A 13,048-nucleotide genomic window follows, 5' to 3' on the forward strand; every position below is an offset into this window, starting at 1 on the left:
ACCTTATGGACGACGAAAACTGGTTTACGTCTAAAATGTCGATGATCACGCCGGCTGGCCGCACGTTAACAACGACGCGTCGTCGTCGCGCTCCTGAGGTTCACGACCATTGCAGTACAAGGCCTTCCCTTTGGTCCGGAGATGCCCCTCAGCGCCGCACTGCAGTGGTCGCCTCTGAATCCGAGATGGTCAATTAAGGACCGATGTCACAAACGACCTGCGAAGAGCAAGCTGGAACGGGCCGCCAATAGAACGATCCGTGCCGATTTACACGTCAGGCAGCGTCACGCGGATATCTGCGTGCGAGATCGATAAGCTCGAGTGTCTTAACGTTTATGTACTTGAGAAACACCACGAACTCCTGAGGCTCCAGATTCTTTTGATCGGTCGTGATACTGGCAGGAGTAGCATGGAGCAGCTTGCTTGCGAACGTGTACAGGAAGTCATATTCAGGAAGCAGGTCGGCGCGATCAGCCATTTCTTTCCACTCCCATCGCTTTTTCTTGCCATTCTTCGCCAACACAAGATCTCGGATTGACGGAAGTACTTTCGCGTCGTAATCGGCCCGCTCCGCTCGCAATGCTGTCAGCGCCTCCTCGACCTGGGTTATTGCTTTCTTCTCCACCAGACTTGCCTGAAACCCATATCCGTTTTCCTTCGCCTGTTCCGCATAGAGAGAGAAACCGCGCGCTGCTTCTTCGTCGATCATCGATGCGACCGATCTCATCCGATTGCCAAAATCAAGCGACTCAGCTTCATCCATCGCCGATCTCATTGCCTGCTGTTCTTTCTTATCAAACGCCCGAAGCATCCCGACTTCACGATGAAGCTGTTGCAGGTAGTCTGTGAAGTATTTCTGCTGCGTGTCCAGAAGTTGTCCATAGTACACAAGACCGTACCGCTCATCCCGTTCGAAAAGATGTAGCCAGACACTTAGCTCAAAGAGGTATCTGGATACAGCGACGGTCCCAATTGTCTCGATGAAGTGGAAATTTTGTTCCAAAAACAGACGTACGCGTATGAGACTGTCGCCCATAACAGCAATGCACCAGGAGCCCTGGCTTCGCTTGTCAAAACGCTCCAAGATTTCGTCCGTTCGAAGGCGGCGCGCTTCACAGTCAATGGTGGCACGATGCGCCTTGATCGCTCCTACTAGGGAGCCGAGTTGTGTGCCGACGTCAAACATCATGTTCTACCTGATGAATAGTGCTTACAGATTGACGCGTTTTGTCGTTACGGGTCGTGTAGCCTCGCAGCGAACGAAACGATGATCAGGACACTGCAGTAGCGGCCAACTTCGGATCGCCCTTGAACCGGGAGCTCGGCAGCCATGCTTCACCGCAACGCGCGTCGGTCCATAGGTACTTCGCCATCCGCCATGCGAATGACGAAAACCGCCTCGTCATCGCTCTTTTCAACGAACCATGTGTGTTCACGGCCGCATTCGTACGACTCGTCATCGGGAACGACGACTTTTGATCCGCAGTCCCAGCACCAGAATGCAAAGCTGTGGCAGACGTCGCATTTGCCCGTAAAAATGATTGCCCAACTCCATTCGACTGGCAAGGGAAGCTGGCCATCCCAGAAGACGAATCCTTCCGTTTTGCGCTTCTGGAGGCGACAATGAGGGCATGGGTCGATCATAGAGAAATCGAGCGCCACTGCCTCATCGGTCGTAACGATCCGGATTTCGATATCAAGCGCATCGCTGGGCCAACGGTCGGGCTTGCAGGCGGCACATTGAAATCTGATTTTTCGACAAGACTTGCCCTTTGTGCTCAGTGGCACCGAAACGTAAATCCTCTCGCTACTGAGCGCCATTGGCAGTATGCCGTTGCCCGGCGGGTGTAAGACGGACCTTCCGGGCCGCGGCGTGGATCGCTGCTAGTGCCTGTCCGTTCACCGGGTCGCTGTTTCTGAGAAGCTTCTCCGCAGCGGCAAGCGTCCCTTTCACGTGACAGTCGATGCTAACTGATTGCTCCAGCCTGTCGACGATTGCACATCTGCGAGTGCACGAAGCGGCCGACGCTCGAGGTTAAAGGTGTCGACATACTGGGTGTCGGGCTGCCAGTCAGAACCCAGCAACATCCTTGTAACGTCGTCCGTTTTCCGCCAAAGCGGATGAAGGACTACTACGTGACCCGTAACCGCTCCATCCACGGTCCTTGTAACGAGCGATGGCAACCCGGATGCATCAAGACGCTCGTACGACAGCGTGCCGCGCCTCATTTCTGCGACTGCTCTAGTCAACTCGTGGGCCCGTTCCATCCAGCCGCTGATTTCGGGGAGCGCGAGGTCGCTCCTGTCAAGGCCACAACTATATGTGCGGGACGCCATGGCGCGCAGATATGACAAACCAAGCCGCCAGTCCAGCAGCCCGTGGTATCGACGATTGCCATAGCGTTGAATGCAACGATAGCAGGACGTCTGGCATTGGCTCGCATGATCGCCATCCTGATCAGTGCCGAGAAAGTCCTGCAGTGGCCACGTCTGCGGATCACGAAGAATCGAATCAATAATCTCGATGATACGTGGAGCGCCGGAAGCCTTTTCTACTTCCCCCAGCCTTCTGCAAAGGCCGGAGCCGTTGATCAACGCATCGGCAATCTGAAGCATCGGCTTGCCCGCCCTCAGTCTCGGCTCTAGGGCCTCGAACTCGTCGGGGGAAACGTCCAGTTCAAGAGCTGCTCGATGGACGAGAATCTGGGTTGCGCTTATCGCGGCAGCCCGGGTCGGTAAATGCGAATACTGACCACGACGTGCGACGCTACGAAGCGAGAGGCGCGAGTCAAATTCATCGAGCTGAAGATAAAGCGCCTCAGTCTTTTTGCGGGCGATCAATCCAAAGCGGTGACGCGGCCCCTGCGCGGCCCAGCGTGAGCCACGCTGCTTCTCCCGTATTGAAGAGTCGATCGCCTGCGGTCCATCAATCTTCGCCGAGCGCGACGTCAGAGGAACAGGCACCGCGCGCTCTTCCACCAGGTCCACCGCGAATCTTTCGCCTTCGCCCTCGTCGTCCGACACACCGTCGTTGAGTTGCATGATGGTGACATCGGCTCCGCGTCGGACAACAACGTGCCCGCAGGCTAGACCTTCGCCTTCCCGCAACACCGTAGCGACGGTTCGTGTTGCCATCCGGCCGCTCTCTTCGGAATCGCTGTTGGGATGAAAATCCGTGCGGAACGCGGTCGGCGTGACATACCGCTTGAACACTTCTGCGTCGATGGTCTCGTGACAGTCGTCGCAGGTCCGTGGATCGGTGGGTTCCTGTTCTTCATGCCTTGCCGATCCACAGTTCGGACAAAGCGCGACGTAGCTGGTCGATTCTATCCACTCGGACACAGTGCGCAGTTCGACCTCCGGCCCTCGCCGTCGAGGCTCGGCAAGGTCCCCGGTAAAGCCAATGACTTTGTGTTTTTGCTTGTCCTTGACAAGGACCGCTCCTGGAGCGAACTCAAACACCGCAAGGTCAAGGTCGCGATCCATCGTTGACCACTGATAGTCTGTCGATGGTTTGTCCTCTTCCGCCCTCAAGCCCAGATACAGTTCTCGAACCCGTGTGGGCATCCCGTACATGGGGAGGATCCCCGCTTCGGCCAGGAAACGCGCCAGACCGATACTGATCTGCGGCGCCTGGGTACGCAGCTGGTTGATCTCGCCAATCAGATTTTCGACGGTCGCTTCAAGGCGCAAGCGCTGGCGCTGGTCAGGGCTGAACGTCGCGGCGTTGACAAAGTTGTCGCGAACCGCAATCGACCCTTCTAGCGCCACCCGCAGACGTTCTGGCCAGTTCGCTGCAGCGTGATCATAGTAGTCTTTCGTCGTCACATATTCGCCATGCACGTCAGGGGGGACGAGACGGTCGCCGGGGTACTCCCAGCCGTTGGCTTGGCATTCGCGCCTGAGCAGGGCGAACGCTTCTCTCAGCCATGCTTTCTTGAGCAGTCTGAGAGGGATTGGATCGTGGCTGACGGCCAGAAACGGCGGTGGAGGCGGATCCCCCGTAATCGCTTTCGGATGCGCGAAATAATATGCGTCGTGACTACGGCCGCGGCAAAAGGTCACAACGAATGAAAAGGCCTGCCCTCGCCGACCGGCGCGCCCGACACGCTGCTGGTAGTTGAATCGTTGGGGCGGCATGTTTGCCTGATACACGCTTTGCAGTGCGCCAATGTCAATCCCGACCTCCATCGTCGTCGTGACTGACAGCATATCGATCTCCGAAGCGAGCTTCTGGATAGCGCTTTCGCCGTCGACAAATATCCCCTTGAAGCGCCGCAACCTTTCAGGAAAATCGTCCGTTTGTCCTGTGAGCTCTTCAACACGGAGCCTGAACCGGTTGACGCCCTGCTGTTCGCCGCGCAGGATCCGCAAACCGAGAAAATTCTGCCGCCATAGATCGCTGACCACACCCGTGGGCGCCGCGTCGAGGGGTAATGCACATCTCGTGCAAAGATTGACCCCGCGATGAAGATGTACCCGCTTGCAGTTCGTACAGCGCCAGTAATCATCTGTTTCCTTCGCCAGCCTCAAATACAGATTGCCAATCTCGAACATGCCGCTTTTGTGTCCGCGGCTGGCAAAGCTGTCGAGTACGCGGGTCAAACCGTCAATGTGGTTGGCATCGCCGAAAATGCGCTGGGCGAAACGCAGGGTCCGCCGGTTTTTGACGTTATCGCCGCTGACCCATTCGGTCATCCGTTCCTCGTCCGCATAGCGATTGTTCCGCACCCTGGTAGCGCTCGCAAAAACCCGAAGCCATGCGTCCAGCCTGTCTTCCTCTTCGCCCGTCCTGTCGGAAATCGAAGGGTACGCAAGACCCGTTTCCTCCAACGCAAAGAAGGTGTTGGCGAAAATGACGTCATCGATAAGCTCATACTGCCTCTCGAGTATCCGTGCGTTGAGTTCGTCCTTCGCGGCCTGGGCAAGCGACGAGCGATATCGCACCTTGCCCGCGTCGACTTCGAACAGCCGATGCCAGGGGTCTCCCTTGAAAGTCTTTCGCCCTGCCTCATCAAAGGGATGAATGCCCATGCGCACCAGCTCGCTGACAATGGCGCCCGTGGTGCCGTCCGCGCCAACGTACTGAAGTAGCTGGTCGAGCTTCACGCATCTGCCGCCATCGACGGGTTTGTCTTTGCCTTGCATGGCGGCGAATTGTGTGAGTAGTCGGTTGACGTCGGGCGCGACGCAGCTTCTCCATGAGTGTCAGGAACGGCCAGAGCGCGCCCGATCGGGTCTCGGACCCGTCATCTGCTCGCCCGATTCCGAGCCCATTGCCCGCAAGCGAAAGGTCCTGACAAGGAAACGACGCCCAGGCGAGATCGACGCTGCCTTCCAGATCGTCAACGGAGACCTTCCGGACATCGCGATCGTCGAAATGATCGCGCCCCCAATTCGAGATATAAGTGGCGGCCTTCAGTTCGTCAATATCATTGGCGAAAAGACATTCCCAGTCTTTCCCCAATCCAGCGCGCGCCATCCCTCCACCAGCGAAGAACTCGTAGAAGGTGTATTTATCGGATATCACGAACTGGGCCCCGGGTCTCTTTATTCTCGGCAGATTTTTTAATCTGCCAGCGATTGTATTCGAAAGTGCATGGCGCATGCTTGTTTTTGTGGTTTTTGGGACGGGATATGGATCGCTCGCAAATCATGCGATCTGTCAGGTCGACCGATACGCAGCCTGAACTGGCCGTTCGGCGAATGGTCTTCGAGCTTGGATATCGATATCGGCTACATCGCAAGGATTTACCGGGGCGCCCGGATCTCGCATTTATTGGCCTACGCAAGGTCATTTTCGTGCATGGCTGCTTTTGGCACGGACACACCTGCAAGCGGGGAGCCCGCCGTCCAAAAACCAACGTCGACTACTGGAAAGAAAAAATCGCGCGCAACGTTGCCAGGGATGCGTCGAACGAGTCGAAACTGACTGCGTCCGGATGGGACGTGCTGACGGTCTGGGAATGCGAATTGACGAAGCCGGAGGAACTTCGCGCGAAACTGCGTACATTTCTCGCCACAAGCGAATTGCCCTGACGTCATCAGTTCTTCGGCCATTCGCGCTCGCGATCAGGCAGTGATTGTCGGGTGCGACGCTGAAGAAATCAGCGAAGCATCGCAAATGCATTTCTGCTCTCCAGAGGGCACCGGGAAGGCAACCCGACCAGGCCCTTGCAGCGCGCCCAGAAATCGCCCGATGACTCCTCGAATGGGGCTCCACCTGCGTAGTGTTGATTCCGCAGTAAAAAACACGCATGATCCGCTGCTCGCTAGGCACCGCTGTTCGCGAAGCACCGCTACTGTTCCGCTCGAATACACGTACATCGCTACTTCCTATACCTACACGCAGCGCGTTCACTCCGTCATACCATCGGTGTCCGCGGCGTGCCGTTCGCAAATCCGTTTGCATGAATACACCCTTATCTCCACTCAAGGTCGCTAGCGTGTCCCTGCTGGAACTGTTCGCAGGCGAGATCGACGACGACATCCCGAACGGCCGGTTGCGACTGCCGGAGTACCAGCGCCCTTACCGCTGGAGCAGCGAACAGGTGGCGCAACTGGCGAGTGACCTGGCCCACCATTTCGAGGGATCAGCGGGGCATGACTACTATCTCGGCAGTCTGATCCTGCATCACGTCGATAACGGCTGGCTCAACATCATCGATGGGCAGCAGCGGCTAACGAGTGTTGGGATTCTGTGCGTGCTCGCACAGGAGACGATGCTTCCGGATCTCTGCTACAGCGCCCCGGAAAGCATGCGCCGGATCCGGGACAATCTTGCGATACTGCGGCGCTCGAATCTTCGGCCGCGTCTGGACCTCGCCAGAATCAACGTTACGCTGGTGATCACGTCCCGCGAAGACGATGCGTACCGATTCTTCGAAACGCAGAACAGCGGCGGCGTCCGCCTGTCTGGCATCGACATCGCCAAGGCTCATCACCTGCGCGTTGTTGACCGGGAACTGCAGAACGGCTACGCCCGGCAGTGGGAAAAACTCGAGAAACTGGGGCCGGTGGTTGAGTGTGTGATGCGCGTGCGCCATTGGCAAAGCCTGGACTGGCGGGAACTGGCTAGCGCGACAAAACGGCCGATTGTGTGGCGCAACCAGGTCGTGCATGAACTGGCCGTTGCCACGGGCGACGAAGGCGCGGACCGTGCGTATCAGCTCACCCTTCACGATCGCGTGCAGCAGGACTGGCAGACTGCGCCGATGCCATGGCGATATGATATGCGTCAGCCATTGCAGGCAGGGGCCAACAGCATCCACTATCTCGAGCAGTTTCACACCCTGCTTCACCAGTATTGTCCGGACGCAGATGGCAAAACGCCACATGACGGGGCGTGGCCCGCGCTTTACGTCAAGCTGGTTGCCCAATCAAAGGCGTCATCGTTCCTGCGCCAGCTGTTTGATGCGGCGCTGGTTCTTTACGTCAGCCGCTTTGGCGACGGCAGGATCGTTGAGGCAGGTCTGTGGCTGTTCCGTTCGATTTATTCACTGCGGCTGAGCAATGAAATGGCCGTGCGCGAGAGTTCGGTACAGCGATTCGTTCGCCTCAACCCAGTGCTGGACTGGGTGGCGCACAGTTACACGCATGCTCAGGTGATCGGGCGTCTGCGCGCCTTCCGCTATACGATCAAGCCTGAAAACCTTGAAGTTGGTCACCGCGCGAAGCCCCGACATGTACAGGCCGTATGCAAGGCCCTGAACTTCGCTTTGTCCCACGCGAAGCCGACTGCCGCACAGATAGTCGATCAGTTTGACGACGCGCTGTGCCGCGCCATTGACGAGTGCTGTATCCAGCAGGTGTCGACGTCATGACCCGTGTTATTTCCCAAACCGAGACCATCGAAGCGCTGTGCACAAAAAACGTCGCACTCAACATCCCGAGTTACCAGCGGCCTTACGTCTGGCCGGCCGAGGACGTGGTCAAACTGCTGGACGACGTGGCCGCGGCGTTATCGGACGGACAGCCTCGCTACTATATTGGTACGCTGATCAGCGCCCGCCGCCCTCCTACGGTCGGTGAGGCAGCATGCAGCCACGAACTCATCGATGGCCAGCAACGTATGACAACGCTCTGCCTGCTTGCGCTAGCGTTCCGCAAACGCCTGCCTGATCATGACCTGGCTCAGATGACACGCCTTGGCACGCGACCCCGGCTCACCTTTATGATCCGCGAACAGGCGCAAGCGTTTCTGGCGCGAGAGGCCGAACTGGCACCCAGTATTGATTTCGACGATGCCGCACTGACGTCCTTGTACCTCATTCACCTGCAACAGGGGCTAAACGCCGCGCGTCAGCGGCTTGATCAGCTGGCGCGTGCAAAAACGGACCTGCGACAACTGGCCGACTATCTGTACAAAAGCGTTGAGTGGGTCAACAACGTCGTGCCGGCAGCGATGAACCTGAACCACCTGTTCGCCCGCATCAATACGGGTGGCGTGCAACTCGAACAAAGCGACATCCTCAAGGCACAGCTGCTGCGAAAGATCACACGACACAAGCCTCGCTACGACGCGATCTGGCAGGCCTGTGAAGACATGAATAACTACTTCGAGCGTAACGTACGGCAGCTCTTCCCGCTGACAGACTGGGAGAACACAGGCTACGACGATCTGGCGCAATTTGATGCTGAGCGCTTCACACTCCCCGGGGAGCACAGCACGGAAGGTGGGGGACTGACGCTGGGGCAACTGGCGTCGGATAGCGGCCAAGGCACCGATGATGTGAAGGCGCCCCTGTCAGTCGCGATCAATGGTCGCAGTCACGGAGATGATGCCGCTGACAGCGATGACGAAGATGACAGCGAAGACACCGGATGGCGCCGGTCCATCATCGGCTTTCCCCTGCTGCTGATGCATACCTACCGCATCTTCCTCTCCGAAAAGGGCGAAGATGATGATATTGACTGCCGGCTTCATGCTGCGCGGTTTGGCGAGTGTTTTGGCGACTTCGCGCGTCGCGCGACCGAACACGAGGCAGTTGCCTTTATCGAATGCCTATGGCTCGTACGCTATCAGTTCGATCGCTGGGTGGCCAAGTGGGTAAAACGCGAGAACGACGATACCGAGCACCTCTACCTGGGCAGCGTGACGGCCAACACGAGCCGCGGCCGGAAACGCTTCAGCCGTTACTATCCTGAGTCGACGCCCGACCTTGTGCAACTACAGGCAGTGCGTTATTTCACTGGCGAGCGGACAGCCCAGTACTGGCTCAGTCCCTTCCTTGGCATGATGATCCGGATGATGCGGGACACCGGATTCCGGAAACTGAATGGACCAGAAGCAATGGCGACTGCCTTGCGGGATCTGGAGCGGATCGACAACGTGCTCTCTGCAGCACGCAATACACAGAAGGAGGCCAGCTTTGCGCTGCTTCGCGGACAGTCTCCTGTTTGTGACGATTTCAGCGTGCTCGATGGGCACCTCCGTGAGCCGCTCGGGACGGGTTTTGAGCACTACTGGTTCCTGAAGCTGGAATACGTATTGTGGAAGCGTCGGACCGAACTGCCTGAGCTGCAGCAGGAACGTTGGATTTCATTCCGGATCACGTCGAAAAATTCGGTGGAGCACGTTTATCCGCAGCAACATGAGCATCATAACGAGCGGCTTGACCGCCGTATGCTGGACAGTTTCGGCAATCTTGCGCTGCTCAGCCCCGGCGAAAACTCGTCATACAGCAACCAGGATCCGGGAAAGAAACTGATCGACTTCGACGCGAAGCCGGTGTACGACTCACTGAAACTCGCGCACATTTTTGCGCCGATGAGGCTGAATCGCTGGAGCCCGTCATCGATACGGGTTCATCTGGATAGCATGCTGGAGCTACTGCGCGAGCATTACGATCGAACGTAAAGGCGGCGAGGTGGACAGACTTCGAGCAAACGAACAGTCGAAGATCGCTCACGGGTTGACGCCATCCCTTGAGGCTAACTGCGGTCAGTATGAAATGAATCGCAGGCCACGCAGTTCAGTCATCAGAGTCGATGGTGGCTGTTCATACAATGACAGTTTACCTTTCGACCGGGATAGGAGTCGGCCACCACTTCCGGCTGCCTCCTGAATCAGGTTGCCGGCCGGCGAACATGGTCAGCGCATTGCGCTCAAATGAGACAGGGTTAACTCTGATCGACTGACTCGCCGACTGAACTATGCTGCATTGGCGCTATTTCCCAGTACAGGCGGCGTTGCGTGGCGGGCTCCCAAGGAGATTTTTCAATGGCGGATAACGTTGACGACCTCGCGACTTTGGCAGACCTGAGAAAATATGTCAGGCGCAATCTTTTCATGGAGACTATTTGGATAAAGCTCTGGAGCTTCCTCCATCACGGCTCTCTTTTCGGGGGAGCTGTTCTCAGCGCAGCTGCGGCACTTGTCCTCCAGGTAAAACACATCACCCTCTACAATTCCATCAACGAGACTAATCGAAGTGACGTCGCTACTGTGTTGGCATCGCTGGGTTCGGTGCTCGGAATCATCTCAGTCGCGGGCGCTTTTGCCACAAAGTGGCGCGCGAACCGGGCTACGAGAGGTACGCTAGAAAACATTAAACTTGATCTCATGAAGACGACTGTTGACCGAGACGCGATAATCGATCGGTTGAAGGAAATGTGGAACTTACACAATTCGCGGGTCGCCGACGAACCAGACCGAACCATATCCGGAGAAAGACCCGGGCATGACACACACAAATAGGCTGCCTTGACCTTAAGTATTATCCGCCGGAACGTTGACCGTGATAGCCGCAACTCTCATTGCGCGATGCGCTAAACCCGACGGCGGCAGAATACGTCGCCTGTGACGGCTGCATCGCTATATTGTTGACGCGAAATGGCATCCCAACGCCGTCATTGGTAACTTCTGTCGTGCGCTGTAGCCAGACCGTCGGAGTCAGTTTGAACGTACGTCATCAATGACTGTTTCCGGGACGCGCTCAAAGGCTGATATTCCACGCTCCGCCTTGATCTGCCGGGCTTTGATTGAAAGCAAACCGTGCGGCGCATCCTCCATCACGCGGCTACCCGCGCGCCGCGGGGACGGCAACGGGCGCGTCAGGCATGGACAGACCATGGCCGACGGTCGCAGGCCTGCAAATCTTTTTGCGCTGCCTCGACGATAGGCCTGTCCGTGGCTACACGGGCAGATGAATGCACACCTCAGAAACCGATATACGGGGAAGTTTTCGGCTATTCCTCCCGCTGTTATCGCACATTTCCGAACGGGAAAGCCTCCAGTTAATCCGAATCGAAGCTAGGCATTCGTCAGGCTCTGACCTACTTCCAACTCTTCGAGGATTTGAGCAGCTTGAAATGGATCTCGTACCAGCCGAAGGTCGATGCCTTTCTGTCCACTCATGAATCGCAAGCGAGCCAGCAGTTCGTTCGCGATCTGACTGGCTTCCTTTGTCTTTGCCGTGTTCAATGCCGCTGCATTGATCAATAACGCGGATTGCGCCGGTGCATTCGATCGAAGGATGGATGCGGTGATGTCCAGTTCGAGAATCTTGCTTTCCGCTTCCTTTTGTAAGGCTAAGAGATGCGGTGCCGTTTGCGGAAGGCTTGTCACCTGTATCAGATGTTTGTCGTGCGCATAGTCGATTGTCATGCCTGCCACGCCAGCCACTTCGATGGTCCGATTGAAGCGCGCCCTGCGCTCTTCATCGTTCTGCGCAAACACTGATCGAAGCGATCTGAGGAATTGTCTGGTCGGCACCGAATTCCGCTGAATCTGCTCTTCGTCGTCTTCAAAGTAAGATCGCGTACCAAACGCTGACAGCGTTCGGATTGCGGTGTCTACAACCTGCTTGGCGGAGTATCCCTTGATGCTCGTTGCGGTACCAACATCAAACCCGTCATAAGGCGCGACAACCTGGTCGAAATCGGCACCAGCGATCATCTGTTGCTGCATGAATTCTGCGACATGCTGCATGATTCCGAGGGCGGACTCAGCCCGCTTCGCACCAATCATCGCGCGAAGCTGTTTGGGGTGGAAAGCGATAGGTGTTGCGATCTCGCCGCGATTGGGCGACTGAAACTGAACAAGTATCACGGAGACGAAGCGCTCTCCGGTCGTTGCTGTCGGCGTCCATAGTACAGGAGCGGCGCGCGCAGCAAATGGTGGGCTTTCCCAGATATTCATGACGAAGACCAAAGAGTTTTAGCAGTAGGTGTATCGAGTCGTTGCTCAAGATACATTGCCAGCGGCTTCAGGCGGAGAGCTATCAGGTCAACGATGGTGGCCGCTACCATTACGATGGGGGCGATCCTGGCGTCCAGTTTCCACTTTCGCATTTCAATGGCTAGTAACGTAAGCTTTTTCGTCTGTTTGACTAACCTGTCGGCTTCGTTGAGGATGTCCTCATCGCCCGAGTGCCTGCTTTTCAGCTGTGACAGAATCTGATTTACCCGGGCGATGTGGTCGACGATCTTGCGCTGGGCACTCGCTTCACTGATAGAGGCATACAGATCGGAAAGCGGCTGCAGAGCGAGGTTATGATCGAATAGCCACCACTTGACTCCATCAAACAAGAGGTTCTGGGCGTGACGATCCGGGTTCGCCACCAGTTCGTCCCAAGCCGCCCCTTGAGGGGCAACTTCATTTTCACATACCTTTTGCCAGATGTATTCCGTTCCTAGTTCACCTTCCTTGGTCCGTTGCACCGTGAATGGATCCGGTGGTTGAAACAGACTGCCAAACAGCAGGACAGGGCCATCTTTGAGGCCATTGGGGTGGTTCGGCAATTCATCCAGATCCGCGATCACAAGCGCCGGGTGCGGTACGGGCAATCGCAGGACCTGCGAGGCAAGACCACAAGCTAGTTCAATGTCGATCTGGGATTGGCGTGGAAGATACTTTGCGAATACTGGGATACCTGGCTCATCCAGCCCGGGCACGCCTGCGAGCCCCTTCCAGACGTGATTGAGATGATCGCCATAGACTTTTTCACCGACACCCAGTAACCGGTAAATTGGCGGCCTTTCGACGAGCACGGCCAGATCGGAGGGGAGGTCATTTCGCGTGGTCATAGTCTTCCGTATTCCATTC

The 13,048-nt window shown here is 56.8% G+C and carries 10 protein-coding genes; 5 read left to right on the forward strand and 5 right to left on the reverse strand.

The features are described 5' to 3' along the window. Window positions 1–274: 274 nt before the first annotated feature. Window positions 275–1,189, reverse strand: a complete 915-nt coding sequence (locus DK391_RS06695; RefSeq protein ID WP_109477219.1) for a hypothetical protein — start codon at window positions 1,187–1,189, stop codon at window positions 275–277. Window positions 1,190–1,509: 320 nt separating this feature from the next. Here DK391_RS06695 and DK391_RS44170 point away from each other — a divergent pair, with 320 nt between their 5' ends. Continuing rightward, window positions 1,510–1,851, forward strand: coding sequence for a hypothetical protein (locus DK391_RS44170; RefSeq protein WP_162600709.1), 342 nt, complete (start codon window positions 1,510–1,512; stop codon window positions 1,849–1,851). A gap of 99 nt (window positions 1,852–1,950) precedes the next feature. Here DK391_RS44170 and DK391_RS06705 read toward each other — a convergent pair whose 3' ends face one another. Further along, window positions 1,951–5,109, reverse strand: coding sequence for a helicase-related protein (locus tag DK391_RS06705; RefSeq protein ID WP_204117302.1), 3,159 nt, complete (start codon window positions 5,107–5,109; stop codon window positions 1,951–1,953). Next, a complete protein-coding gene (locus tag DK391_RS06710; RefSeq protein WP_109477222.1) occupies window positions 5,015–5,608 on the reverse strand; it encodes a DNA cytosine methyltransferase in 594 nt (197 codons plus the stop codon). The genes DK391_RS06705 and DK391_RS06710 overlap by 95 nt, the downstream gene beginning before the upstream one ends. A gap of 29 nt (window positions 5,609–5,637) precedes the next feature. On the opposite strand from DK391_RS06710, the gene DK391_RS06715 reads away from it, so the two are divergent. From DK391_RS06715 to DK391_RS06730, 4 genes are all read left to right on the forward strand, one after another. Further along, the gene (locus tag DK391_RS06715) at window positions 5,638–6,039 is read left to right on the forward strand and encodes a very short patch repair endonuclease (protein WP_109477331.1); all 402 of its coding nucleotides are present in this window, start codon (window positions 5,638–5,640) and stop codon (window positions 6,037–6,039) included. Between the two features lie 407 nt (window positions 6,040–6,446). Further along, window positions 6,447–7,823: a DUF262 domain-containing protein gene (locus tag DK391_RS06720; protein ID WP_162600710.1), complete on the forward strand. Its 1,377-nt coding sequence runs from the start codon at window positions 6,447–6,449 to the stop codon at window positions 7,821–7,823. Next, the gene (locus DK391_RS06725) at window positions 7,820–9,859 is read left to right on the forward strand and encodes a DUF262 domain-containing protein (RefSeq protein ID WP_109477224.1); all 2,040 of its coding nucleotides are present in this window, start codon (window positions 7,820–7,822) and stop codon (window positions 9,857–9,859) included. Before DK391_RS06720 ends, DK391_RS06725 begins: the two co-directional genes overlap by 4 nt. Before the next feature lie 363 nt (window positions 9,860–10,222). Next, window positions 10,223–10,699 (forward strand): hypothetical protein, encoded by a 477-nt coding sequence (locus DK391_RS06730; protein WP_109477225.1) that lies wholly within the window; start codon window positions 10,223–10,225, stop codon window positions 10,697–10,699. Window positions 10,700–11,254: 555 nt separating this feature from the next. On the opposite strand, the gene DK391_RS06735 is transcribed toward DK391_RS06730, so the two are convergent. Together DK391_RS06735 and DK391_RS45220 are read right to left on the reverse strand one after the other, a co-directional pair. Then, complete coding sequence (locus DK391_RS06735) at window positions 11,255–12,142, reverse strand: hypothetical protein (protein ID WP_109477226.1); 888 nt, start codon at window positions 12,140–12,142, stop codon at window positions 11,255–11,257. Beyond that, window positions 12,139–13,029 carry a hypothetical protein gene (locus tag DK391_RS45220; RefSeq protein ID WP_239482727.1) on the reverse strand — a complete coding sequence of 297 codons (891 nt, stop codon included), beginning with the start codon at window positions 13,027–13,029 and terminating at the stop codon, window positions 12,139–12,141. Before DK391_RS45220 ends, DK391_RS06735 begins: the two co-directional genes overlap by 4 nt. Window positions 13,030–13,048: the final 19 nt, after the last annotated feature.

Source organism: Paraburkholderia sp. C35 (genome assembly GCF_003121405.1).
GTDB lineage: Bacteria > Pseudomonadota > Gammaproteobacteria > Burkholderiales > Burkholderiaceae > Paraburkholderia.

Bases quoted from the DNA above. Each gene is read 5' to 3' on its own strand.
- DK391_RS06725 (WP_109477224.1), top strand. From the start codon at position 7,820: ATGACCCGTGTTATTTCCCAAACCGAGACCATCGAAGCGCTGTGCACA.
- DK391_RS06695 (WP_109477219.1), bottom strand. From the start codon at position 1,189: ATGATGTTTGACGTCGGCACACAACTCGGCTCCCTAGTAGGAGCGATC.
- DK391_RS06710 (WP_109477222.1), bottom strand. From the start codon at position 5,608: ATGCGCCATGCACTTTCGAATACAATCGCTGGCAGATTAAAAAATCTG.
- DK391_RS45220 (WP_239482727.1), bottom strand. From the start codon at position 13,029: ATGACCACGCGAAATGACCTCCCCTCCGATCTGGCCGTGCTCGTCGAA.
- DK391_RS06715 (WP_109477331.1), top strand. From the start codon at position 5,638: ATGGATCGCTCGCAAATCATGCGATCTGTCAGGTCGACCGATACGCAG.
- DK391_RS06730 (WP_109477225.1), top strand. From the start codon at position 10,223: ATGGCGGATAACGTTGACGACCTCGCGACTTTGGCAGACCTGAGAAAA.
- DK391_RS06735 (WP_109477226.1), bottom strand. From the start codon at position 12,142: ATGAATATCTGGGAAAGCCCACCATTTGCTGCGCGCGCCGCTCCTGTA.